This window comes from Actinosynnema sp. NPDC023587, assembly GCF_040640215.1.
Lineage (GTDB): Bacteria > Actinomycetota > Actinomycetes > Mycobacteriales > Pseudonocardiaceae > Actinosynnema.
On the sequence record NZ_JBFABG010000003.1, the window covers coordinates 557,446 to 579,085 of the forward strand.

Annotated in this window: 29 protein-coding genes and 1 tRNA gene; 10 read left to right on the plus strand and 20 right to left on the minus strand. The window is 72.8% G+C overall.

The annotated features are described in order from the left end of the window. Nucleotides 1-203: 203 nt before the first annotated feature. Complete coding sequence (locus tag AB0G01_RS11405) at nt 204-818, plus strand: TetR/AcrR family transcriptional regulator (protein ID WP_360942810.1); 615 nt, start codon at nt 204-206, stop codon at nt 816-818. A gap of 7 nt (nt 819-825) precedes the next feature. Here the strand turns inward: AB0G01_RS11405 and AB0G01_RS11410 are convergent, their stop codons facing one another. Then, a complete protein-coding gene (locus AB0G01_RS11410; protein WP_360942813.1) occupies nt 826-1,047 on the minus strand; it encodes a DUF3618 domain-containing protein in 222 nt (73 codons plus the stop codon). Between the two features lie 187 nt (nt 1,048-1,234). Between AB0G01_RS11410 and AB0G01_RS11415 the strand changes: the two genes are divergently transcribed. Then, nucleotides 1,235-1,311 (plus strand) — tRNA-Leu (locus AB0G01_RS11415). A gap of 36 nt (nt 1,312-1,347) precedes the next feature. Here AB0G01_RS11415 and AB0G01_RS11420 read toward each other — a convergent pair. Continuing rightward, complete coding sequence (locus AB0G01_RS11420) at nt 1,348-2,301, minus strand: GTP-binding protein (RefSeq protein WP_360942816.1); 954 nt, start codon at nt 2,299-2,301, stop codon at nt 1,348-1,350. Nucleotides 2,302-2,726: 425 nt separating this feature from the next. Between AB0G01_RS11420 and AB0G01_RS11425 the strand changes: the two genes are divergently transcribed. Beyond that, nucleotides 2,727-3,335: a DedA family protein gene (locus AB0G01_RS11425; protein WP_360942819.1), complete on the plus strand. Its 609-nt coding sequence runs from the start codon at nt 2,727-2,729 to the stop codon at nt 3,333-3,335. Here the strand turns inward: AB0G01_RS11425 and AB0G01_RS11430 are convergent. The 3 genes from AB0G01_RS11430 to AB0G01_RS11440 form a co-directional block, all read right to left on the minus strand. Next, nucleotides 3,320-3,958, minus strand: a complete 639-nt coding sequence (locus AB0G01_RS11430; RefSeq protein ID WP_360942822.1) for a response regulator transcription factor — start codon at nt 3,956-3,958, stop codon at nt 3,320-3,322. The genes AB0G01_RS11425 and AB0G01_RS11430 overlap by 16 nt on opposite strands. Next, on the minus strand, nt 3,949-5,019 hold the full coding sequence (locus tag AB0G01_RS11435) for a sensor histidine kinase (RefSeq protein WP_360942825.1): 1,071 nt from the start codon (nt 5,017-5,019) through the stop codon (nt 3,949-3,951). The genes AB0G01_RS11430 and AB0G01_RS11435 overlap by 10 nt, the downstream gene beginning before the upstream one ends. A 135-nt stretch (nt 5,020-5,154) precedes the next feature. Next, nucleotides 5,155-6,192 (minus strand): NAD(P)-binding domain-containing protein, encoded by a 1,038-nt coding sequence (locus tag AB0G01_RS11440; RefSeq protein ID WP_360942828.1) that lies wholly within the window; start codon nt 6,190-6,192, stop codon nt 5,155-5,157. 78 nt (nt 6,193-6,270) lie between these two features. On the opposite strand from AB0G01_RS11440, the gene AB0G01_RS11445 reads away from it, so the two are divergent. The 4 genes from AB0G01_RS11445 (at nt 6,271) to bcp (ending at nt 9,663) form a co-directional block, all read left to right on the plus strand. Next, nucleotides 6,271-7,170, plus strand: coding sequence for a hypothetical protein (locus AB0G01_RS11445; RefSeq protein WP_360942831.1), 900 nt, complete (start codon nt 6,271-6,273; stop codon nt 7,168-7,170). An 85-nt stretch (nt 7,171-7,255) separates the two neighbouring features. Beyond that, a complete protein-coding gene (locus tag AB0G01_RS11450) occupies nt 7,256-8,290 on the plus strand; it encodes an LLM class flavin-dependent oxidoreductase (RefSeq protein WP_360942834.1) in 1,035 nt (344 codons plus the stop codon). A gap of 291 nt (nt 8,291-8,581) precedes the next feature. Beyond that, nucleotides 8,582-9,124, plus strand: coding sequence for a hypothetical protein (locus AB0G01_RS11455; RefSeq protein WP_360942837.1), 543 nt, complete (start codon nt 8,582-8,584; stop codon nt 9,122-9,124). A gap of 65 nt (nt 9,125-9,189) precedes the next feature. Then, nucleotides 9,190-9,663, plus strand: coding sequence for a thioredoxin-dependent thiol peroxidase (gene bcp, locus AB0G01_RS11460; RefSeq protein ID WP_360942840.1), 474 nt, complete (start codon nt 9,190-9,192; stop codon nt 9,661-9,663). 90 nt (nt 9,664-9,753) lie between these two features. Here bcp and AB0G01_RS11465 read toward each other — a convergent pair whose 3' ends face one another. Both AB0G01_RS11465 and rph read right to left on the minus strand, forming a co-directional pair. Then, nucleotides 9,754-10,359 carry a non-canonical purine NTP pyrophosphatase gene (locus AB0G01_RS11465; RefSeq protein ID WP_360942843.1) on the minus strand — a complete coding sequence of 202 codons (606 nt, stop codon included), beginning with the start codon at nt 10,357-10,359 and terminating at the stop codon, nt 9,754-9,756. Further along, the gene (gene rph, locus AB0G01_RS11470) at nt 10,356-11,120 is read right to left on the minus strand and encodes a ribonuclease PH (protein ID WP_360942846.1); all 765 of its coding nucleotides are present in this window, start codon (nt 11,118-11,120) and stop codon (nt 10,356-10,358) included. The genes AB0G01_RS11465 and rph overlap by 4 nt, the downstream gene beginning before the upstream one ends. 54 nt (nt 11,121-11,174) lie before the next feature. Between rph and AB0G01_RS11475 the strand changes: the two genes are divergently transcribed. Next, complete coding sequence (locus tag AB0G01_RS11475) at nt 11,175-11,693, plus strand: DUF2231 domain-containing protein (protein WP_360942849.1); 519 nt, start codon at nt 11,175-11,177, stop codon at nt 11,691-11,693. Between the two features lie 14 nt (nt 11,694-11,707). Here the strand turns inward: AB0G01_RS11475 and AB0G01_RS11480 are convergent, their stop codons facing one another. From AB0G01_RS11480 to AB0G01_RS11500, 5 genes are read right to left on the minus strand one after another with little or no spacing between them, the layout of a single operon-like run. Beyond that, entirely contained in the window at nt 11,708-12,103 is a 396-nt protein-coding gene (locus AB0G01_RS11480; protein ID WP_360942852.1) for an OsmC family protein, read from the minus strand. A 10-nt stretch (nt 12,104-12,113) separates the two neighbouring features. Next, nucleotides 12,114-12,617 (minus strand): hemerythrin domain-containing protein, encoded by a 504-nt coding sequence (locus AB0G01_RS11485; RefSeq protein ID WP_360942855.1) that lies wholly within the window; start codon nt 12,615-12,617, stop codon nt 12,114-12,116. Beyond that, on the minus strand, nt 12,607-13,416 hold the full coding sequence (locus AB0G01_RS11490) for an MBL fold metallo-hydrolase (protein ID WP_360942858.1): 810 nt from the start codon (nt 13,414-13,416) through the stop codon (nt 12,607-12,609). The genes AB0G01_RS11485 and AB0G01_RS11490 overlap by 11 nt, the downstream gene beginning before the upstream one ends. A gap of 17 nt (nt 13,417-13,433) precedes the next feature. Then, the gene (gene murI / locus AB0G01_RS11495; RefSeq protein ID WP_360942861.1) at nt 13,434-14,228 is read right to left on the minus strand and encodes a glutamate racemase; all 795 of its coding nucleotides are present in this window, start codon (nt 14,226-14,228) and stop codon (nt 13,434-13,436) included. Then, the gene (locus AB0G01_RS11500; RefSeq protein WP_360942864.1) at nt 14,225-14,848 is read right to left on the minus strand and encodes a rhomboid family intramembrane serine protease; all 624 of its coding nucleotides are present in this window, start codon (nt 14,846-14,848) and stop codon (nt 14,225-14,227) included. Before AB0G01_RS11500 ends, murI begins: the two co-directional genes overlap by 4 nt. A gap of 155 nt (nt 14,849-15,003) precedes the next feature. Between AB0G01_RS11500 and AB0G01_RS11505 the strand changes: the two genes are divergently transcribed. Continuing rightward, nucleotides 15,004-15,849, plus strand: a complete 846-nt coding sequence (locus tag AB0G01_RS11505; protein WP_360942867.1) for an SMP-30/gluconolactonase/LRE family protein — start codon at nt 15,004-15,006, stop codon at nt 15,847-15,849. Here AB0G01_RS11505 and AB0G01_RS11510 read toward each other — a convergent pair. Both AB0G01_RS11510 and AB0G01_RS11515 read right to left on the minus strand, forming a co-directional pair. Beyond that, nucleotides 15,846-16,697 carry an MBL fold metallo-hydrolase gene (locus AB0G01_RS11510; protein WP_360942870.1) on the minus strand — a complete coding sequence of 284 codons (852 nt, stop codon included), beginning with the start codon at nt 16,695-16,697 and terminating at the stop codon, nt 15,846-15,848. The two genes, AB0G01_RS11505 and AB0G01_RS11510, sit on opposite strands and share 4 nt — an antisense overlap. 148 nt (nt 16,698-16,845) lie before the next feature. Then, nucleotides 16,846-17,262, minus strand: coding sequence for a cytidine deaminase (locus AB0G01_RS11515; protein WP_360942873.1), 417 nt, complete (start codon nt 17,260-17,262; stop codon nt 16,846-16,848). A gap of 195 nt (nt 17,263-17,457) precedes the next feature. Between AB0G01_RS11515 and AB0G01_RS11520 the strand changes: the two genes are divergently transcribed. Beyond that, nucleotides 17,458-18,105, plus strand: a complete 648-nt coding sequence (locus tag AB0G01_RS11520) for a polysaccharide deacetylase family protein (RefSeq protein ID WP_360942876.1) — start codon at nt 17,458-17,460, stop codon at nt 18,103-18,105. Between the two features lie 240 nt (nt 18,106-18,345). Here the strand turns inward: AB0G01_RS11520 and AB0G01_RS11525 are convergent, their stop codons facing one another. The 6 genes from AB0G01_RS11525 to clpS all read right to left on the minus strand — a co-directional run bounded on the left by AB0G01_RS11525 (nt 18,346) and on the right by clpS (nt 21,626). Continuing rightward, the gene (locus AB0G01_RS11525; RefSeq protein ID WP_360942879.1) at nt 18,346-19,296 is read right to left on the minus strand and encodes a cysteine synthase; all 951 of its coding nucleotides are present in this window, start codon (nt 19,294-19,296) and stop codon (nt 18,346-18,348) included. A 3-nt stretch (nt 19,297-19,299) separates the two neighbouring features. Further along, nucleotides 19,300-19,572: a MoaD/ThiS family protein gene (locus AB0G01_RS11530; RefSeq protein WP_360942882.1), complete on the minus strand. Its 273-nt coding sequence runs from the start codon at nt 19,570-19,572 to the stop codon at nt 19,300-19,302. A 53-nt stretch (nt 19,573-19,625) separates the two neighbouring features. Beyond that, nucleotides 19,626-20,081, minus strand: coding sequence for a M67 family metallopeptidase (locus AB0G01_RS11535; protein WP_360942885.1), 456 nt, complete (start codon nt 20,079-20,081; stop codon nt 19,626-19,628). Nucleotides 20,082-20,204: 123 nt separating this feature from the next. Further along, the gene (locus tag AB0G01_RS11540) at nt 20,205-20,765 is read right to left on the minus strand and encodes a peptidase S58, DmpA (protein ID WP_360942888.1); all 561 of its coding nucleotides are present in this window, start codon (nt 20,763-20,765) and stop codon (nt 20,205-20,207) included. A 7-nt stretch (nt 20,766-20,772) separates the two neighbouring features. Continuing rightward, nucleotides 20,773-21,330, minus strand: coding sequence for a DUF2017 domain-containing protein (locus AB0G01_RS11545; RefSeq protein ID WP_360942891.1), 558 nt, complete (start codon nt 21,328-21,330; stop codon nt 20,773-20,775). After that, nucleotides 21,327-21,626, minus strand: a complete 300-nt coding sequence (clpS, locus tag AB0G01_RS11550) for an ATP-dependent Clp protease adapter ClpS (protein ID WP_360942894.1) — start codon at nt 21,624-21,626, stop codon at nt 21,327-21,329. Before clpS ends, AB0G01_RS11545 begins: the two co-directional genes overlap by 4 nt. Between the last annotated feature and the right edge of the window lie 14 nt (nt 21,627-21,640).

Here is a 21,640-nt window from a genome sequence, read left to right on the forward strand (position 1 = left end):
GAGGGGCGCGGTGGGTGGCCTGCGGTGCATATGCTCGTCGGTGACGCGTTTGCGTTGCCCGTGGTGCGCCTGCGCGGGCCACGGGTCGGCCGGGCCGCCGGGCCGGGAAGCGACGCGAGCACCCCTCATGACCAGGTATTCCAGGCCTGAAACCGGGCTCTCCCGCCTAGGATGTCCGGCCAAAGGCGAACGGGAGCGCAGACATGGCCACACCGGTGTACAGCGGGGCGGCACGGACCCCGCAGCGGGGCAGACCCAGGGACGCCAGCCGCGACGACGCGCTGCGCCAAGCCGCGTTGGAGGTGATGGCGGAGGTCGGTTATCGCGCGCTGACGATGGACGCCGTCGCCGCACGGGCGCGAGCGGGCAAGGCGACCATCTACCGACGGTGGGAGTCCAAGCTCGACCTGGTGATCGACACGTGCACGCACCTCGCGGCGGAGAACCTCGCCGAGCCGGACACCGGGTCGCTCACGGGCGACCTGCGGGAGTTCCTGGCCTCGTTCGCGGCGTTCCTGTCGGGTCCGATCGGCAAGGCGGCGCAGGCGCTGGTGGGCGAGCTGCCGCACGAGCCGGAGCTGGCGGCGGCGTTCCGGGAGACGTTCCTGATCGCGCAGCGCGACGTGCTGCGGCGCATCCTGGAGCGCGCCGACGGCCGGGGCGAGCTGCGCGAGGACGCGTCCCGGGGCATGGCCGTGGAACTCGCCGGCGCGGCCCTGATCTACCGGCTGATGCTCACCGGCGACCCGCTGGACCTGGGTTTCGTCGACCGGGTGGTCGAGCAGGTGCTACTACCCCTCGTCGCCAAGGGGCAGTAGCCGCCGGTCAGCGGAACAGCTTGCGCAGCAAGGCGAACCCGACGAGCACGGCCACCGCGATCAGCGAGTACCGGATCTTGGGTTCGTCGAGCTTCGCGCGCACGCTGTCCTTGCCCGCCTCGACGAAGCGCGTGGGGCTGGCCCTCGTGCCGAGCTCGTCCAGGGTCACGGCCAGCGCGTCACGAGCCTGCTCGATCTCGCGCTGGATGGTGTCGGGGTCGCGAGCCACAGTCTCCTCCTAGCAGCGGTCTGCCGGTAACCGTAGTTGAGACGGGGAACCGCCGTTGACCGGCGTCGGTGGGAACAGTTCCATAACAGCGTTATCCGCTGCTGGGAGGGGTGGCGCGGCGGGCCGGACCGGGCGTGGCGTCCCTGGTTCCGACCCGGTCGCGGCTGCCGATAGGCTTGCCGCCGCGGGGGTCGTAGCCCAATTGGCAGAGGCACACGGTTTAGGTCCGTGCCAGTGAGAGTTCGAGTCTCTCCGGCCCCACCACCCACGGGAACGCCCGCCCCCACCGGGCGGGCCGGCTCAGCCGAGGTAGCGCAGGACTTCCAGCATCGACTGGGGGTCGACCGACGACGGGTCGGGTTCCACGCAGTCCGCCAGCTCCGCCGGGAGCCCGTCGAGGTCGAGCCCCGAACCGATCAGCACGAGTTCGGTGCGGCGGGGCCGGTCGCCCCACGGGAGGCGCTCGAACCGCAGGAACGCGCCCACCGTATGCAGCGAGAACCGCTGCCGGTGGCCGGGCACGTCGAACCGCACGAACCCCTTCACCCGGTAGAGCCCGGCCGGCCGGCGGTCGAGGAAGGCCATCAGCCGCAGCGGGTTCATGGCTTCGCCGGTGAACTCCACGGAGTCGTAGTGGACGTGCGCGTGCTCCTCGTCCAGCAGGTCCTCGAACGACAACTGGCCGTGCGCGGGGCGCTCCCCCGGGTCGAACAGCAGGCCGGGGTCGATCCGACCGTGGTCCGCCCGGACCACCGGCACGCCGGGGGCGAGGTGGTCGATCACCGCCGCCGTCAGCTCCGGGTCGTCCACCCGGTCGATCTTGTTCAGCACGACGAGGTCCGCGACCCGCAGGTGCTTCGCCAGGTCGTGCGGGAACTCCGCGGCGTCCACCAGCAGCACCAGGCCGCCGTACGCCACGCGCGGGTTCTCGCTGCCCAGCACGAGTCGTGCCATGACCTGCGGCTCGGCCAGGCCGCTCGCCTCGATGACGATCACGTCGACCTGCGCCACGAGTTTGTCGAGCAGCGCGTCCAACCCGCTCACGTCGACCGCGCAGCACAGGCAGCCGTTGCTGAGCGACACCGTGGAGTCGACCTGGCCGGCGACCGTCATGGCGTCGATGCCGATCGCGCCGAAGTCGTTGACCACCACGCCGATCCGGGTGCCGCGCGCGGTGGTCAGCAGGTGGTTGAGCAGGGTGGTCTTGCCGGAGCCGAGGAACCCCGCCACGACGATCACCGGGGTCCGCTGCACCCGGTCGATCCTAGTCGGCTGTCGTGGTCGGGAAGAGGTCCGTGCCGGCCGTGCCGGTCTCCTCGTGGCCGGTGCCGCCGCCGGTCGGCGAAGTGCGGGTGTTTCACCATCGCGGCGGGGAGGAACCCCTCCCGGGAGGAGGTGGTCGAACTCACGCCCCGTCGCAGGGTGGGCTACGCGCTCTTGCCGGACCTCGCCGTCAAGGGCTGCCGGGCGCTTCATCGACCTCGCTCCGGGCGGTGCCGGAACACAGATCCGCCGGCACTCGTCGTGCGAACCCGGGGTGCGCGGCACCGGCGCTCCGGTCGGTGATCACCCAGTACGCCGAGGGGTGGCCGCGCGCACCGCGCACTGAGGTTTTCCACACCCCGGTCGTACGGCCCGCATCATGGTCCTGGCCCCTGCCGGTTCGTAGCGTGGTGATCATGGATGTCGACTGGATCGTGGACCTGATGGAGACCTTCGGCGCGCCGGGGGCCGGACTGGCGATCGCGCTGGAGAACCTCTTCCCGCCGTTGCCGAGCGAGGTGTTCCTGCCGCTGGCGGGCTTCACCGCGAGCAAGGGCGGGATGGGCCTGCTGGCGGCGATCCTGTGGACCACGGCCGGCTCGGTGGTGGGCGCGCTGGCGCTCTACTACGTGGGCGCGCTGCTCGGCCGGGACCGGGTGCGGGCGATCGTGGCCAAGATGCCGCTGGTCAAGGTCTCCGACGTGGACAAGACCGAGGCGTGGTTCGAGAAGCACGGCAAGACCACCGTGTTCTTCGGCCGGATGATCCCGGTCTTCCGGAGCCTCATCTCCATCCCGGCGGGTGTGGAGCGGATGTCGCTGCCCGTCTTCCTGGCGCTGACCGCCGCCGGCTCCGCGATCTGGAACACCGCGCTGATCCTGGCCGGCTACTTCCTCGGCGAGAACTGGCACGTGGTGGAGCAGTACCTGGGCATCGCGTCGAAGGTCGTGCTGGGCGCGGCGGTGCTGGCGGTGGGGTGGTTCGTGGTGTCCCGGGTGAAGAACAAGGATCACGCGCGCAAGTAGCGCAGGATCGCCAGCACCCGCCTGCTGTAGCCGTCCACATCGGACAGCCGCAGCTTGTCGAAGATCGAGTTGACGTGCTTCTCCACGGCGCTGCGCGAGACGTGCAGCTTCGCGGCGATCGCGTTGTTCGTGTGCCCCTCGGCCATGTGCGCCAGCACTTCCCGCTCCCGCGCGGTCAGCACGGCCAACGGGTGGGCGGACCGGGACAGCAGCCGGCGCACCACCTCCGGGTCGAACGCCGCGCCGCCGGCGGCCACCCGGCGCAGCGCGTCCAGGAACTCCTCCACCTGGACCACGCGGTCCTTGAGCAGGTAGCCGACGCCCTCGGCGTGATCGGTCAGCAGGTCCACGGCGTAGCGCTGCTCGACGTACTGGGACAGCACCAGCACGCCCACGCCCGGATGCCTCCGGCGGATCTCCAACGCGGCCTTCAGGCCCTCGTCGGAGTTCGTCGGGGGCATCCGCACGTCGGTCACCACGACGTCGGGCACGTGCGCGGCCACCGCGCCGAGCAACGCCTCCGCGTCGCCGACCGACGCCACCACGTCGTAGCCCTCCTCGGCCAGCAGCCGCGCCAGACCTTCGCGCAGCAGGGTCGAGTCCTCGGCCAGGATCACCCGCACGGGACCTCCGCCGTGACCACCGTGGGGCCGCCCGCCGGGCTGCGCACCGCGAAGCGCCCGTCCAGCGCGGACACCCGCCGGGACAGGCCCGCCAGGCCACCGCCCGCCGGATCGGCTCCCCCGGTGCCGTCGTCCTCGACCCGCACCCGCACCTCGTCGTCGTCCCCCGTGATGTCCACGCGGATCATCGTCGCACCGGAGTGCTTCACCGCGTTCGTCACCGCCTCGGACACGACGAAGTACACCGCCGTCCGCACGGGCGTCGAGGTACCCGGATGTCCACAGTGGACTGTCACCGGGATCGGAGAGCGGTCCGCCACGCCCTCCAGCGCCTCGGCCAGGCCGAGCGAGTCCAGCGCCACCGGGTACACCCGCCACGCGACGTCCCGCAGGTCCTCCAGCACGTGCCGGGACTCGTCGTGGGCCTGCCGGATCAGCTCGTCCGCGTGCTCGGGGTGCCGGCGGGCCCGGCCCAGCAGCATCCCGAGCGCGACCAGGCGCTGCTGCACGCCGTCGTGCAGGTCGCGCTCGATGCGGCGGCGCTCCGCGTCCACGGCGGCCACGACCCCGGCGCGGCTCTCGGCCAGCTCGTCGATCCGCCGGCGCAGCAGCTCCGCCTCGCTCGGGCCGAGGCAGCGCCGCGCCACCCGGGCCTCCAGCGCCACCACCCCCAGGATGCCCTGGACCTCCATGTACAGCAGGACACCGCCGATCAGCGCGGTCCACACCACGGCCGCGACGTCGTCGGACCAGTCGATGCCGTCCATGCCGTTGACGACGATCCGCTGTGCCGCGATCCCGCCCAGCGCGAGGCCGTAGAACAGCCACGACAGCACGAAACCGCCGAACAGGCCGACCGGGACGCGGACGAGGAGGTAGCGGACCGCCTGCGCGGGGGTCGGCTCGGCGCTGTCGACGTCCAGGAACCGGCGGATCCGGCGGCGTTCCAGGTTCGCGAACCGGGGCGCGGCGGACCTGGCGAACGCGACCACCAGCAGGCCCGCCGGCCCGGAGAAGAAGCCGAGCAGCAGTCCCACCACCGCGCGCGCTCCCCTGGCCACGCCGTCGAGGCTAGTCGACCTGAACGCCGGACCGGCACCGGACAGCCCACCGCCGGAGGACCGGCGGGGCGGGCGCGGGGCAGGGGGATCGTGCCGGCCGCCCTGCTCCGCGCCGGGTGCCGAGGCGGCGGGTGTTCAGGCGACCAGCTCGCGCGTGAGCAGGTCCCGGATCTCCTTCGCGGCGGCCCGGCCGGCGCGCGTCGCGCCGATCGTGCTGGCGGACGGTCCGTAGCCGACGAGGTGGACGCGGGGGTCCGCGACGACCCTCGTACCGTCGAGCCGGACACCGCCGCCGGGACCGCGCAGGCCGAGCGGGGCGAGGTGGTCGACGGCGGGGCGGAAACCCGTGGCCCACAGGATCACGTCGGCCCGACCGGTCCGGCCGTCCGGCCAGACCACGCCGTCCTCGGTGATCCGCTCGAACACCGGCTCGCGGGCCAGGGTCCCGTCCCGGAGCGCCTCCCGGACGGCGGGGGTGAGGCTCAGCCCCGTCACGCTGACCACGCTGCGCGGCGGCAGGCCCGCCTTGACGCGGTCCTCGACCAGTGCGACGGCCGCGCGGCCCGCCTCCGGGGTGAACGGCTCGTCGCGGAACTCGGGCTCGCGGCGGGTGACCCAGGTCGTGGTGCCGAACCGGGCGATCTCCAGCAGTTGCTGGACCGCCGACGTGCCGCCGCCGACGACGACGACGTGCTCGCCCGCGAACTCCTCCGGGCCGGTGTACTGCGACGAGTGCAGTTGGCGGCCCCGGAACAGCTCCTGGCCCGGGTAGCGGGGCCAGAACGGGCGGGTCCACGTGCCGGTGGCGTTGACCAGCGCCCTGGTCCGCCAGGTGCCGTGGTCGGTTTCGACGTCGAGCGCGCCGTGGGCGTCGCGCACGGCGTGGACGTGCACGGGACGGCGGACGTGGATGCCGTTGCGGCGTTCGAAGTCGGCGAAGTAGGCGGGCAGCACCTCGTTGGCGGGCGCGGCCGGGTCGGGCGGGTCGAACGGCGTGCCGGGCAGGTCGTGGATGCCGTGGACGGTCGCCATCCGCAGCGTCGGCCAGCGGTGCCGCCACGCCCCGCCGGGGCCGTCGTCAGCGTCCAGGACGACGTGCTCCAGGTTCATCCGATCGAGGAAATAGGCGGCCGACAGACCTGCCTGACCTGCACCGATGACCACGACGTCCATATCTGCGGCAACGCCCCGGAGCGCCCGGGGCTTCCCCGGTGTGACCTGAACGTCAGACCTTCGGATTACCGTAGCGACATGATCAAAACTCGCATCCCGACCCTGGCGGTGGCGGCCCTCCTGGTCGCGACCGCGCTCCCGGCGACCGCCGCGCCCGACACCCCGTCACCGCAGTCCCTCGTGCCCTCGGACGTGACCGTGGCCTTCGCCGTCTACGACCGCGCCTTGGGCCGCACCACGCTGTCGCACGACCCGCACCGGCGGATCAGGTCGGCGTCGGTGGTGAAACTGCTGATAGCGCTGGACTACCTGGAGGCCCGGGGCCCGGACTTCGAGATCCCGCCCGAAGACCTCGGGCGGCTGGTGCCGATGCTGCGCTCCAGCGACGACGACGCGGCCAGCGAGCTGTGGGTGCTCGACGGCTGGGAGAAGATCGTCGAGCGGATGGTGGCGAAACTGGGCCTGACGGACACCGAACCGCCGGTGGACGTCGGTTTCTGGGGGTACACGGCGCTCAGCGCGGCCGACGTGGTGACGATCTACCGGTACGTGCTGGACGAGGCGCACCCGAAGTACCGCGCGTTCATCATGGACAACCTGCACCAGGCGACGACGTGCGCGACGGACGGCTTCGACCAGTCGTTCGGCCTCCCGAGCGCGATCCCCGGCGAGGTCGCGTTCAAGCAGGGCTGGTCGCGCTTCGGCGACACCCCGCCCCGCCCGTGCGTCGAGCCGCCCGCCGACCGCACCCCGCTGCCGGCCGCGAAGGACGGCCCGCCGCCCCCGCCCACCCCGGAGGCGGACCTGGACCTCACCAGCCCGGCCATGCACACCACCGGCACCTACGACCCGGCCGACCGCAAGATCATGGCCGTGCTGACCCTGGAGCCGGTGGGGACGACCTGGGACACCTCCGCCCACCGCCTGACGACCGTGACGAAGGCGGTGTACCTGGCCGATCGGATGCTGACCGGCTGAACGCGGGCCGGCGGGTGGTTCCGGGGTGGTCGTGCAGTGGGTCACACCCGGAAAGGCATCCGGTCCGACCGGCGTTGACGGGAGCATGAGTCGACTTCGCGACATCCCGTTGTCCGTCCTGGACCTCGCGCCGGTCACGACGACGACGGATGCGCGGACCGCCCTGGCGCACACCCGTGAGTTGGCGCAGCGCGTGGAGGAGCTCGGTTACCGCCGCTTCTGGCTGGCCGAGCACCACAACATGCCCGGCATCGCCAGCTCGTCCCCCGCGATCCTGATCGGCCACGTCGCCGCCGCCACCACGACGCTGCGGGTCGGGTCGGGCGGTGTGATGCTGCCCAACCACCCGCCGCTCGTGGTCGCGGAGCAGTTCGGCACGCTCACCGCCCTGCACCCCGGCCGCATCGACCTGGGCATCGGCCGCGCGCCGGGCACCGACCAGCGGACCGCGCGCGCCCTGCGCCGCACCGAGGGGCCGCTGTCGGCGGACGACTTCCCCCAGCAGCTCGCCGAGCTGGTCGGGTACTTCGACGGCACCGAGACGCTCACCGCCGTGCCCGCGCAGGGCAACAAGCCGCCGATCTGGCTGCTCGGCTCCAGCGGCTACAGCGCGCAGGTCGCGGGCCTGCTCGGGCTGCCGTTCGCGTTCGCCCACCACTTCAGCGCGGAGAACACCGTCCCGGCGCTGCGGCTGTACCGCGAGCGCTTCCAGCCGTCGGCGGTGCTGGCCGAGCCGTACGCCATGGTGTGCGCCTCGGCGATCATCGCGGAGACCGAGGAGCACGCCCGGTGGATCGCCGCGCCGCAGGCGCTGGCCTTCCTCCGGCTCCGGCAGAACAAGCCGGGGCCGCTGGCGACGCCGCAGGAGGCCGCCGACCACCCGTACACCGAGTTCGACCGGCTGATCATCCGGGAGCGGCTGGAATCGCAGGTGGTCGGAAGCCCGGAGACCGCTCGCGACCAGCTCGAACAGCTCCTCGCCGACACGCTGGCCGACGAGCTGATGGTCACCACGATGGTCGCCGACCAGTCGGACCGGCTGCGGTCGTACGAGTTGCTGGCGGACCTCGCGGAGACTTCGGATTCATCCGAACGAGTGAAGACCGAAGTCGAGGTGTAGCACCGGGGCGAAAGAGCGCGATGATCCTGTTGAGCGCGCAGGCCCCCCGACGCGCTCCCTAACTCCCGGGCAGCGAGTACCGCCCGATCGGAACGCCGCCGCGGTCCGCGTGGGCAACGCCACCGAAAGTGTGGCGCTGCCCACGCGGGCGGTGGCCGGGCATCACGGCTTGGCCACAGGCCGGCACCAGGTGCGAATCAAGCCCCCTCATCCGCCCCCGGGCACCCCCGCGCGCCGTCATGGTGGTGGGAGTCGCCGCCAGCCCACCGCCGGGGCGGGAAGGGGAGGTTCGTGAAGTTCGCCAGCTTGGCCGTCGGCCTGTGCCTGGCGGGGGCAGTGGCAACCGGGTGCGCGGACCACTCCGCGCTGTCGGAGTCGTCGGTCCCCGAGACGACCTCCCGCACCCGGGCCAACCAGAACAACGCGCCGCCCGCGTCGGCGTCCGCCGCGTTCGGCTCGCGTCGGGAGTGGTCGGACGGGCTGTCCATCACGGTCTCGCCGCCGCGATCGCTGGAGCCGAGCGACACCTCGTTCCCGAAGTCGCCGCGCACGGCCGTGTTCGTGCTGACGCTGGTCAACGGCACCGGCACGACCTACCGCACCGGTGAGCTGACCGTCCGCGCCCTGGTCGGCGGCGAGCCGGCCCCCGAGGTGCTCGACTCCGTGCAGGGCCTCAACGGCCTGGGTGCCGCCGTGACCGAGGTCGCGCCCGGCGGCGACACCATGCTGACCCTGGCGTTCGCCGTGCCCGCGAACGAGGTGCGGATGCAGCTCGTGGTCGAGCCGAACGGGTCCGGCCAGGACCCGGGCACCACGTTCGAGGGCCTCGCCTGACCGCCTCCCCCGGGCCGCCGGCCGGCCGCCCGGGACGGTCGGGAGCGGGCTGTAGCGTTCGCGCCATGACCGAGCAGAAGCGCCTGTCCCCCGGCGATCAGGCCCCGGCGTTCACGCTGCCCGACAGCGACGGCAAGCCCGTCTCGCTGTCCGACTACCTGGGTCGTCCGGTGGTCGTCTACTTCTACCCGGCCGCCGGGACGCCGGGCTGCACCAAGCAGGCGTGCGACTTCCGCGACAGCGCCGCCGACCTCACCGCGTCCGGTTACGACGTCGTGGGCATCTCGCCGGACAAGCAGGCGAAGCTGGCCGCGTTCGTCGAGGCCGAGGGCCTGAACTTTCCGCTGCTGTCCGACGTGGACCGCAAGGTGCTGACCGAGTGGGGCGCGTTCGGCGAGAAGCAGAACTACGGCCGCACGGTGATGGGCGTCATCCGCTCGACCTTCCTGATCGACCCGGAGGGCAAGGTCGTCAAGGCGATGTACAACGTGCGCGCGACCGGCCACGTGGCCAAGCTGCTGCGCGAGCTGCCCGCCTGACCTGCCGCCGCCGAGCCCGACCCGACCCGATCGGGCCGGGGTCGGGCGCGGCGGCACCCGACGCTCCCCGGCCCCGGTCCGCCCCCGGCGCTACCGCCGAGCCAGCTCTTCCAGGTGGGGCAGCAGCAGGCGCAGCGCCCGGCCCCGGTGGGACAGCTCGTCCTTGTCCTCGGGGGACAGCTCGGCCGACGTCACGTCCCGCCCCTCGGGCTGGAAGATCGGGTCGTAGCCGAAGCCGTTGGCACCCGCCGGTTCGCGGCGGATCGTGCCGCGCCACTCGCCGCGCACCACGACCTCCACGCCGTCGCCCGCCACCAGGGCCGCCGCGCACACGAAGGCACCGCCCCGGCGTTCGTCCGGGACGTCGCGCAACTGGCCGAGGACCAGCCGGAGGTTCGCGGCGTCGTTGCCGTGCGCGCCGGACCAGCGGGCCGACAGCACGCCTGGCATCCCGTTCAGCGCGTCGATCTCGATGCCCGAGTCGTCGGCGACGGACGGCAGGCCGGTGGCGGCGAACGCGTCGCGGGCCTTGGCCAGGGCGTTGCCCTCGAACGTCGGGTCGGTCTCCGGGGCCTCCGGGAACTCCGGCACGTCCGCCAGGCCGACCACCTCGACGCCGGCCAGGCCCTCGGCGACGAGGATTCGACGCAGCTCGCCGAGCTTCTTGGCGTTCCGGGACGCGAGCAGGACCCTCACTTCTTGCGCCCCTTCGGCTCGGGGAGGACGCCGGGGTACGGCTGGGCCAGCGCCTCCGACTGGACGCGGTTGAGCTCGGCGCAGCCCTGTAGCGCCAGGTCGAGCATCTTGTCCAGAGTGGACCTGGCGAACGTCGCGCCCTCGCCGGTGCCCTGGATCTCGATCAGGGTGCCCGCGTCGGTGGCGACCACGTTCATGTCGACCTCGGCGCGCGAGTCCTCTTCGTACGGGAGGTCCAGGCGCACCCGGCCGTCCACGACGCCGACCGACACCGCCGACACCGCGCAGGACAGCGGCTGCGGGTCGGCCAGGCGGCCGGCCGCGCCGAGGTAGGTGACGGCGTCGGCCAGGGCCACGTACGCGCCGGTGACGGCCGCGGTGCGGGTGCCGCCGTCCGCCTGGATCACGTCGCAGTCGATGACGATGGTGTTCTCGCCCAACGAGGCCAGGTCGATGCACGTGCGCAGCGAGCGCCCGATCAGGCGGGAGATCTCGTGCGTGCGACCGCCGATCCGGCCCTTCACGGACTCGCGGTCGCTGCGGCTGTGGGTGGCGCTCGGCAGCATCGCGTACTCGGCGGTCACCCATCCGAGACCCGAGCCCGACCTCCACCGGGGGACGCCTTCGGTCACACTGGCCGCGCAGAGCACGCGCGTGTTGCCGAACTCGATCAGCACCGAGCCCGCGGGCCACTGCTGGAAGCCGCGGGTGATCCGGATGTCGCGCAGTACGTCGTCGTTCCTGCCATCGCTTCTCAGCACGGCACTACCCTAAGGCGCTGGACCTGGGGACGTCCCACTGGCGTAGGGAGAGGCATGGCACTCGCAGACGGCCTGGCGACGATCTTCGGTCTCCCCGCGCACCCGCTGCTGGTGCACGCGGTCGTGGTGCTGCTGCCGCTGTCCGCGGTGGCCGCCGCGGCGCTCGCCGTCGTGCCCCGGTGGCGACAGCGCTACGCGTGGCCGCTGCTCGGCACCACGCTGCTCGGCGTCGGCTCGGTGCTGCCCGCGCAGCAGGCCGGCGAGCGGCTCCACGAGCGCATGGCCGCCCTGGGCAACCCGCTGATCGAGCGGCACGCCGAACTGGGCAACGACCTCCTGCCGTTCGCGCTGGGGTTCGGCGTGCTCGTGGTGGCGCTGGTGGTCGCCGGCCGGCTGGCCGACCGCGAGCGGACCGCCGCGGCCGACGGGCCGGCCGTGCCCAGGACGTGGCGGCGGATCTCGGTCGTGGTGGCGGTGCTGGTGATCGCGGCCGGCGCGGCGGTGACCGTGCAGACCGTGCGCATCGGGCACAGCGGGTCCTCGGCCGTGTGGGACGGCGTCGGCCAGAGCTGACCAGCCCGCCGGGGCTACGGCAGGTGCAGCGGGGTGGGCGGGGCCTTCCGCAGGGTCCGCGACACGGTGCACAACTGGTCGATGGCCCGGCGCACGGTCGTGTCGAGCGCTGCGCGCTGCTCGTCGGTCAGCGCCGACACGTCGTACGCCAGGGTCACCGGCACCTCGTCCAGCTCGTGCGCGCCGGCCGGCCGCACGTCCCGCGCCCGCGCGGTGAGGCCGTCGCCGACCCGCCGGTGGACCAGGGTCTCCGCCGTCACCACCGCGCACCCGGCCACCGCCGCCAGCAGGAGCTCGACCGGGCTGAACGAGCCGTTCGCGCCCGCCCGCCCGACCGGCACCGACGCGCCCCGGTCGTTCGTGGCCACGAACTCGTGCTGACCGACCTTGCGCACCTCGACGTCCGACACCCGGCCGACGCTAGTCGATGCGGTCGGCGGTGGCCTTGGCGATCCGGCGCACGTACTCCAGGTCACCGCAGTCGTCGTCCAGCAGGGCCTGCCGGGCCTCCAGGAACGCCTTGCCGATCTCGGCGCGGCGGTCCTCGGGGACCTGTTCGCGCGCGTCGTTCAGGAGGGTCCGCTCCTCCTCGTCCACGTGGTGGTTGAGGTTCTCGACGAGTTCTTCGAGCTTCGTCTCCCACTCGTCGGTCTCCGGGTCGGTGACCTCCATCAGGGCCAGCAGCGCCTGGTGGCCCTCGGCGTGCTCCTCCGCACCGTGGTCGACCTCGTCGTTGTCGACCTCGCGGAAGCGCTTGAGGGCCGCGTAGACCTCGGACTCCTCCGCCTCGGCGTGCGCGACCAGCAGGGCGGCCAGCTCACCGAGCCGGGTGGTGCGGTCCGCGGAGCGGTCCCGCAACTCGCGGAACAGCTCCTCGAACTTGCGGTGGTCGGCCAGGATCAACTCGACGACATCAGTTGCCATGACCGCCGATTACCCGGACGGCCGGCTCGTCAACCGCGTACTTGTGGCCCTGACGTGCGAGTTCGACCGGCCCGGCGTACCGGGTGCGGGCCTCGGCGAGCACCGCCCCCGGGTCGGTCCACGGTGCGACGTGGGTCAGCAGCAGCCGGCCCGCACCGGCCTCGGCGGCCAGCTCGCCCGCCTGCACGCCCGACAGGTGGGTGCCGGGCGGCCGGTCGTCGGCGTGCGTCCAGGTCGCCTCGGACAGCAGGAGGTCCACGTCGCCGGCGAGGGTGGTCAGCGCGTCGCACGGGCCGCTGTCGCCGGTGAACGCGAGGGTCGCGCGGTCGGTGGCGATGCGGAACCCGTACGACTCGCCCGGGTGGGCGACGCGGGCGGCGGTGATCTCGAAGGGACCGACCCGGAACGGCTCGGCGGTCAGGGCGTGGAACGCGAACACGTCCGACAGGTCGGCGGTGCGCAGCTCCTCGGCGCTCTCGGCGTAGGCGCGGGCGAAGCGCCGGGGCGCTTCGGACGGCGCGTGGACGGGGAGCTTGCGCTCGACGGTGTCGTGCGGGGGGTGGGTGTGGTAGCGCCGCATCACCGCGAGCGTGGTGAAGTCGGCGCAGTGGTCGGGGTGCAGGTGCGAGAACAGCAGCGCGTCCAGCGCGAACGGGTCGCAGTGCGCCTGGAGGGACGCCAGGACACCGTTGCCGAGTTCGAGCCCGAGACGGCAACCGTCCGCCTCGACGAGGTAGCCGGATGCGGGGCCGTCCGGCCCCGGCAGGCTGCCCGAGCAGCCGAGGATGGTCAACAGCACCGTTGGAGAGTGCCAAATCATTCGTGCGGGTGGAAAGACGCGTTTTCCAACCGGGGCAGAAACCTGTGCGCCAGCCGGGCGAACAGGTCGGTCGGGCCGGTGCTGGAGAACCGCAGGTCGGGGTCGCCGGAGCGGAACAGGTCGAGGTCGGTCAGCACCCGCACGACGTCCTTCACGGTCTCCTCGGCGCTGGAGACCAACGTCACCCGGTCGCCCATCGCGAGCTGGAGCACGCCGGTCAGCAGCGGGTAGTGGGTGCAGCCGAGGACGAGCGTGTCCACCTCGGCGCGCTGCAACGGCTCCAGGTAGGCCTGGGCGAGGCCGAGCACCTGGCGGCCGGAGGTGGTGCCGCGTTCCACGAAGTCCACGAACCGGGGGCAGGCCACCGCCGTGACCTCGATGTCGGGCGCGGCGGCGAACGAGTCCTGGTACGCGCCGGACGCGATGGTGCCCAGGGTGCCGATCACGCCGACCTTGCCGGTGCGGGTGGTGGCGACGGCGCGCCGGACGGCGGGCAGCACGACTTCGACCACGGGCACGTCGTAGCGCTCGCGGGCGTCGCGCAGGCACGCCGAGGACGCCGTGTTGCAGGCGATCACCAGCAGCTTCGCGCCGTCCTCGACCAGCCGGTCGAGGTGACCCAGGGCGAGTTCGCGCACCTCGGCGATGGGGCGCGGGCCGTAGGGGGCGTTGGCGGTGTCGCCGAGGTAGCGGATGCTCTCCTCGGGTAGCTGGTCCATGATCGTCCGGGCGACGGTCAGGCCGCCCACGCCGGAGTCGAAGACGCCGATCGGCGCGTCGGCGGACGTCACGCGGCGGCGGCCCGGTGGGTGTCCCGGGCGACGCCCCAGGCCGCGAGCACGCCGCCGAGCGCGCCGAACAGGTGGCTCTCCCAGGAGATCCCGGGCTGGCCGGGCAGCACGCCCCACAGCATCGCGCCGTAGACCGCGAACACCGCCAGGGCCACCACGATCTGCGCGGTGGCCCGCGCGAAGACGCCGCGCACCAGCAGGAACACCAGGTAGCCGAACACCAGGCCGGACGCCCCGATGTGGCTGCCCGGCGAGCCGATCAGCCACACGCCGAGCCCGTCGGTCAGCCAGATGACGGCGGTGACCTGGAGGAACTGCGCGACGCCGCCGGAGGTGGCCAGGAAGCCGAGGACGAGCAGCGGCACGGCGTTGCCGGTCAGGTGCTCCCAGCCGCCGTGCAGGACCGGTGCCCAGAGGATGTTGTCCCACTCGGTGAAGTCGCGGGGGATGACACCGTCGCGGTCGAGGCTGCCGCCCAGTGCCGTGTCGATGCCCTCGACGACGAACATCAGGGCCACGAACCCGGCCACGACCACCGCCGACAGCAACGGCTTCGGCGGGATGACGCGCTTGGCCGGCGACCGGGTGGGCGGGGCCGGCGACACAACCGTGGGATCCACACCGTCAGGTTACGGGTGAACGCGCCGTTCCAGGAGGCGGATCCGCCGGGGTCCCGCGCGCGCGGCGCGCCGCCCGGGTGCTCGGCGGGATCGTCGAGTCCCGAGGTCAGGGGCGCACCTGCCACTTTCCGGTGAGCGGAGCCTAGGCTGGGCGCGTGTCGATCGAAGTCGCCGTGCGCACCGAGGCCGAGTTGGGCGAAGCACCCACCTGGGACCACGGCAGTGGGACCCTCGTCTGGGTGGACGTCCTCGGGAGCCGGGTGCACCGGTACTCGCCGGGCAGCGGCGAGGACGCGGTGCTGGACGTGCCCCAGCACGTCGGCGCGGCGAAACCCCGCACCAAGGGCGGCCTGGTGCTGAACCTGCGGGACGGGGTCGCGCTGGTCGACCGGGACGGCACCAAGACCTGGCTGGTCTACTGGGCGCGGGACGGCGTGCGCGGCAACGACGCGGCGGTCGACCCGGCGGGCAGGCTGTGGGCCGGGACCGTGCGCTACGACGAGGGTCCGGGCGGCTGGCTGGCCCGCGTCGACCCGACCGGGGACGCGAAGGTCGTGCTGGGCGACGTCACGTGCAGCAACGGCATCGACTGGAGCCCGGACGGGACCCTGCTGTACTACGTCGACTCGGCGACCCGCCGGATCGACGTGCTCGACTACGACCGGGACACCGGCGACGCCACGAACCGCCGCCCGCTCGTCGAGGTGGACCGGGGGCTGCCGGACGGGCTGTGCGTGGACTCGTCGGGCGCGGTCTGGGTGGCGCTGTGGGGTGGCGCGGCGGTGCGCCGGTACACGCCGGACGGCCGGGTCGACACCGAGGTCGAGTTGCCGGTGGACCGGCCGAGCGCGTGCGCGTTCGGGGGCCGGGACTTCACCGACCTGTACGTGACGACCGCGCGGGTCGGGTTGTCCGGTGACGCGCTGGGCGAGCTCGCCGGCTCGGTGCTGGTGCTGCCCGACGCGGGCGAGGGCCGTCCGTCGACCACGTTCGCCGGCTAGGACGACCTCCGGGCACGCCGGATCGGCCCCACCGGCGCTGCGGGCGCTGGGCGGGCGTCCACGGTGTCGGCGTCCGGGGCGGCGCGGAGCCGGTACACGTCACCGGGTTCGGCCAGGGTGACCGGGCCGTCGAACGCCTCGGTCGCGTCGGCCAGCACGCCGGCCCGGTCCGACCACGGCAGCACGTGGGTGAGCACCAGCCGGCCGACGCCCGCCTCGGTGGCGACCAGGCTCGTCTCCCGGCCGCTCATGTGCAGGTAGTTCGCGCGGCCGGCCTGTTCCCGCCACGCCGCGTCGGCGAGTAAGAGGTCCGCGCCGCGCGCCAGTTCCACCAGCTCCGGGCACGGGACGGTGTCGCCGGTGAACACCAGGGACGTCCCGGCGTGCGTGATCCGGAACGCGTAGGCCTCGCAGATGTGCCGCATGGCCGCCACCTCGACGGTCACCGGGCCGATCTGGAAGCGGCCCGCCGCGAGCGGCACGAAGTCGAACGTGTCGCCCAGGCGCAGCGTGGCCAGTTCCTCCTCCGACGCGGCGTGCGCGGCGGCGAGCCGGGTCGGCGCGTGGGGCGGGGCGAACACCGGGAGCCTGCCGAACGACGCCGGCGGGGACGGGTGGGCGCGCAGGTACGTGGTGAGCGCGCTGAAGTCCGCGCAGTGGTCGAGGTGCAGGTGCGACAGGAGCACGGCGTCGAGCGTGAACGGGTCGCACCGCCGTTGGAGCGCGCCGAACACGCCACCGCCGAGTTCGACCGCGATCCGGACCCCGGCCACTTCGACGAGGTACCCCGAAGTGGGCAGATCAGGTCCGGGTGCGCTGCCCGAGCACCCGAGCACCGTCAATTGCATGGCGGCACGATAGCAGTCGCCTATCTGCACTATTGCGGAAAACACCCGCCGGCACCCGGCGCTATCAATGATCGAGCGTCACTCGAATGCCTCGACCGGGTGCGGGAGCGTTTCCGACCATTCCCCGAATCCGCCGGTCGGGTCGGGCTCAGGTCCGGCGGCGCTGCTCCAGCGTCGACAGGTGCTCCGACCAGCGGTAGGCCCTCGGGAGCAGGGTGGCGATCGGGACCTTCTCCGTTTCGGTGACCAGCACGGTCACGTCCGGCACCAGGTCGGACAGCACCTGGCGGCAGCGCCCGCACGGCGGGACCACGCCGGTCGCGTCGGTGGCCACCACCGTGTCCAGGTCGTAGACACCCTCGGCCGCCGCCGCGCCGATCACCACGAGCTCCGCGCACGGTCCGCCGGCGAAGTGGAACACGTTGAGCCCGGTGAAGGTGCGCCCGTCCACCGACCGCGCGGCGGCGGCGACGGTGTGGTGCCGCCAGCGGCTGTGCGCGCGGGCCACGGCCAGCGCGCGGTCGAGCAGTTCGCGGTCCGCGTCGGTCAAGCTCAATTCACACACCACCGGCTAGTCGGACCTGGACGACCGAATCGTAGGAACAGCCCGGCGGGCCGGATAGCACCGAATGGACGACGGGGCCTTTTCATCCGGCGCAATGACCGCGCGGCAAGTTGCAGAACCGGCGCGAACCGTTGTCGGCCCACCACCGGGGAACCGATAGTGGAGCGGAGGCCGCCCTTGCCGGAGGAGTCCCGCATGTTGTCGAGAGCACTGTTGGTGATCGCGCTGCTGTTCGTCGCACCGGTCGTACCCGCGAATGCCGCTCCCGGTTGTTCCGGGTACGTGGCGCTCACCTACGACGACGGCCCGAACCCGGCGTTCGTGCGCCCGCTGCTGGCCGCGCTGAAAGCGGTCCGGGCGCGGGCGACGTTCTTCGACGTCGGGGCGCGGGCCGAGGAGCAGCCGGGCCTGGTGCGCGAGACCGTGCGGGCGGGCCACTGGCTGGGCAACCACTCGTGGTCGCACCCGGCGCTGACCACCCTCCCGCCGGAGGAGGTGACGGCGGAGCTCGCCAAGACCCAGGACGTGCTGCGCGAGATCACCGGCCGCACGCCGGCCCTGTTCCGCCCGCCCTACGGGGACACGAACGCCGCCGTGCGCGACGAGGCGCGCCGGCAGGGCCTGGCCGAGGTGCTGTGGACCGTGGACACGGTGGACTGGAGCGGGGTGCCGACCGACGCGATCGTGCGCTCGGCGCTGGGCGCGAAAGCCGGTGGCATCATCCTGATGCACGACGGCTACCAGACCACCGTCGACGCCGTGCCCCTGGTGGTGAAGGGCCTGAAGAAGAAGGGCCTCTGCCCCGGCCGCATCGACCACAGGGGCCGAGTCGTAGCCCCCTGACCCACACCCGCTCGCCTCACGCGAGGCTTCACACCCACTCGGCCCACGCGAGGCTCCACACCCGCCCCGCAAAGCCGCGCTGTCCTTGATCGAACCTCCGACCGAACCACCACGCGAGGCCGCGTCGGCCTGTCGAGCCGCCTTCCACCCCGATCACGCTTTCCGATCGGGGTGGAAGACGGCTCGATGGGCCGACTTCCCAGCGGCCGAGCCCGCCGCGACGAAGTCGCGGCCAAGAACTCAAGCCCAGAGGTGGCCGTCGAGGCGTTCCGCGGCCTCGTCCAGCGTGCCCGCGTACGCGCCGGTGGACAGGTACTTCCAGCCCGCGTCCGCCACCACGAACGCGACGTCGGCCGATTCGCCCTTGGTCGCGGCCTTCTCGGCCGCGCCGAGGGCGGCGTGCAGGATCGCACCGGTGGAGATGCCCGCGAAGATGCCCTCCACCTCCAGGAGCTGCCGGGTGCGGCGCAGCGCGTCGTACGAACCGACCGAGTACCGGCCGGTCAGCACTTCCGCGTCGTACAACTCGGGCACGAAGCCCTCGTCGAGGTTGCGCAGCCCGTAGACCAGCTCGCCGTACCGGGGCTCGGCGGCGATGATCTGCACGCCGGGCTTCTGCTCGCGCAGGTAGCGGCCGACGCCGACGAGCGTGCCGGTGGTGCCCAGGCCCGCCACGAAGTGCGTGATGGTCGGGAGGTCCTTGAGGATCTCCGGGCCGGTGCCGTGGTAGTGCGCGCCCGCGTTCGCGGGGTTGCCGTACTGGTAGAGCATCACCCAGTCGGGGTTCTGCGCGGCCAGCTCCTTGGCCCGCGCCACCGCCTGGTTGGAGCCGCCGGCGGCGGGGGAGAACACGATCCGCGCGCCGTAGGCCTGGAGTAGCTGCTTGCGCTCGGTGGAGGTGTTCTCCGGCATCACGCACACCAGGCCGTAGCCCTTGAGCTTGGCCGCCATGGCCAGCGCGATGCCGGTGTTGCCCGAGGTCGGTTCCAGGATGGTGCAGCCGGGGGTCAGCCGCCCGGACCGCTCGGCCTCCTCGATCATCCTCAGGACCGGGCGGTCCTTGATCGAGCCGGTCGGGTTGCGGTCCTCCAGCTTCGCCCACAACCGGACGTCCTTCGAGGGCGACAGCCGGGGCAGGCCCACCAGGGGCGTGCCGCCGACCGCGTCCAGCAACGACTCGTACCGAGCCATGGCTCAGCCGCCCGCGACGGCCGGGAGGATCGTGACCGTGTCGCCGTCCTGGACCGGGGCTTCCAGCCCGCCGGCGAAGCGGACGTCCTCGTCGTTGACGTAGACGTTGACGAAGCGGTGCAGCACGCCTTCCTTGACCAGGCGCGCCTTCAGGCCACCGTGGTTGGCCTCCAGGTCGTCGATGACCTGCGCGAGCGTGGTGCCCGCGGCCTCCACGGACTTCTGCCCACCGGTGTGGGTGCGCAGGATCGTGGGGATGGAGACGGTGACGGACATGCGGGAACCTCCGAGAGGAGCCGGAAACGGGAGATGCGGCGGACGACGGCGCTTCAGCGACGGTCGGGAGTGTCGTCCGCGCCGTTGTGCGTGAACATGTACGACTCGACGACCTCGACCGGTTCTTCGGTCACGACGCCGTCCACGATCCGGTAAGAGCGCAGCTCGTGCTGCTCCGGGTCCCTGGTGGACACCAGGACGTAGTGGGCGTCGGGCTCACTGGCGTAGGAGATGTCCGTGCGCGAGGGGTACGCCTCGGTCGCGGTGTGCGAGTGGTACACGACCACCGGCACCTCGTCCGCGCGGTCCATCTCGCGCCACACCCGGAGCTGCTCCGCCGAGTCGAACCGGTAGAACGTCGGCGAGCGCTCGGCGTTGTCCATCTCGACGAACCGCTCAGGGCGGTCGGAGCCCTCGGGGCCCGCGATGATCCCGCACGCCTCGTCGGGGTGGTCGCGACGGGCGTGCGCCACCATCGCGTCGACGAGGTCATGACGAATCACCAGCACACCCCCATCCTACGTGGTGGCAGGAGTTGTCCCGGTGTGTGAGAACCCGCACTTGCGCACCCCGGACCGCCGTCCGGGGCCCCTCGCGACCGGCGCGGCCCCGGGCCGCGATCCCGGTCCGGGTCAGGTGGCGCTCGCGTGCACCCGGTCGGCGGCGGCGGCGCACAGGTCGTCGAGGCCGGTGGTGGTCGGGACGCCGGTGGCCAGCGCGAACACCGTCGCGGGCAGGTGCAGGCCGGCCCGGACCAGGCCGTCGTGCGCGGACATCGCGACCCGGCGGCAGGCGGCCTTGTCCAGGTCGGCGTCGACCACGACCAGCGCGGCCACCGCCTCCCCCACCACGACCAGCGCGCCGGGCTCCGCCGGCACGGCCGCCGCGCACGCCGCGTAGCCCCGGTCGTCGGGGTTCCGGCCGACCGCGGCGGCGGGCACGATCGGCACCACCTCGTGCGGTTCGCGGCCCACCGGGAACCCGCGGTGCCGCTCCGCGAGCCACCTCACGACCCCGCCGACGGAGGCCGGGCCGTCGGACAGCACGATCCCGTGCACCCGCTGGACCAGCGTGGACGGGTCCAGCAGGTCGAGTTCGCGGGTGCCCCACGGCGCGCCGCGCACGTCCACGCCGGCCACCGCGCCCCCGGGCGCGAGCACGACCACCACGCCGGGCACGCGACCGACCAGCACGCGGCCGTCAGTCCAGGACGGCTTCGACCAGGGTCTCCTGCACCCAGGTCAGCCAGTGGTAGACGCCCAGGTGCGGCGAGCGCGGGTCGTCGGGCGGGAGCTCGTCGGGCATGTCGTCCTGCACGTCCAGCGCCGTGCCCAGGGCCAGCCGCACGTCGTTGAGCGCCGACAGCCACGCCTCGGCCTCCTCCAGCCGCAGCCGCACCTCGCCGCCGTCGGGCGGGCACGTCTCCAGCACCACGGCGGCGACACCGCTCTTGAGGTCCAGCAGCTCGGGTTCGTGCAGCGAGCGCAGGGCGTTGGCCGAGTCGACCTCGGACGGGTCCGGCGCGTCCGGGTCCAGCCGGTGGAAGTCGGGCAGCAGGCGGCCCAGGATCGGGTCGTCCGGCGGCGTCGAGGAACCGGTCCTGATCCCGGTCAGCTCGGCCAGCTCGTCCTGCGGGGCCTCCTCGGCGCGGGCCAGCAGCATGTCCTGGATCTGGCTCACCAGGCCGCGCACCACCGCCGCCTCCTGCCGGTCGAACCGGCCGAGGACGACGTCACCGGAGCGGGTCCACTTCTTCACGACGAACGCTGCATGGTCGCCCAGAGCCCGGCCGCGTGCAGTCTGGCCACGTCGGCCTCCACTTTGTCCTTGGAACCCGACGACACGATCGCCCGACCCTTGTGGTGGACGTCCAGCATCAGCTTCGTCGCGTGGTCGCGGCTGTAGCCGAACAGCTTCTGCAACACGTACGTCACGTACGACATCAGGTTCACCGGGTCGTTCCAGACCAGCGTCTGCCACGGGCGGTCCTCGGTGCGGACCTCCTCGGACGACGGGTCAACCTGCGTCCGCTCATGCTCGACGGGCGTGGTCATACCGCCAATGGTGT

Coding starts and splice junctions, on each gene's coding strand:
- AB0G01_RS11520 (WP_360942876.1), top strand. CDS start 17,458: ATGTTGTCGAGAGCACTGTTGGTGATCGCGCTGCTGTTCGTCGCACCG.
- AB0G01_RS11530 (WP_360942882.1), bottom strand. CDS start 19,572: ATGTCCGTCACCGTCTCCATCCCCACGATCCTGCGCACCCACACCGGT.
- AB0G01_RS11510 (WP_360942870.1), bottom strand. CDS start 16,697: ATGCAATTGACGGTGCTCGGGTGCTCGGGCAGCGCACCCGGACCTGAT.
- AB0G01_RS11405 (WP_360942810.1), top strand. CDS start 204: ATGGCCACACCGGTGTACAGCGGGGCGGCACGGACCCCGCAGCGGGGC.
- AB0G01_RS11440 (WP_360942828.1), bottom strand. CDS start 6,192: ATGGACGTCGTGGTCATCGGTGCAGGTCAGGCAGGTCTGTCGGCCGCC.
- AB0G01_RS11475 (WP_360942849.1), top strand. CDS start 11,175: ATGGCACTCGCAGACGGCCTGGCGACGATCTTCGGTCTCCCCGCGCAC.
- AB0G01_RS11525 (WP_360942879.1), bottom strand. CDS start 19,296: ATGGCTCGGTACGAGTCGTTGCTGGACGCGGTCGGCGGCACGCCCCTG.
- bcp (WP_360942840.1), top strand. CDS start 9,190: ATGACCGAGCAGAAGCGCCTGTCCCCCGGCGATCAGGCCCCGGCGTTC.
- AB0G01_RS11445 (WP_360942831.1), top strand. CDS start 6,271: ATGATCAAAACTCGCATCCCGACCCTGGCGGTGGCGGCCCTCCTGGTC.
- AB0G01_RS11485 (WP_360942855.1), bottom strand. CDS start 12,617: ATGGCAACTGATGTCGTCGAGTTGATCCTGGCCGACCACCGCAAGTTC.
- AB0G01_RS11425 (WP_360942819.1), top strand. CDS start 2,727: ATGGATGTCGACTGGATCGTGGACCTGATGGAGACCTTCGGCGCGCCG.
- clpS (WP_360942894.1), bottom strand. CDS start 21,626: ATGACCACGCCCGTCGAGCATGAGCGGACGCAGGTTGACCCGTCGTCC.
- AB0G01_RS11450 (WP_360942834.1), top strand. CDS start 7,256: ATGAGTCGACTTCGCGACATCCCGTTGTCCGTCCTGGACCTCGCGCCG.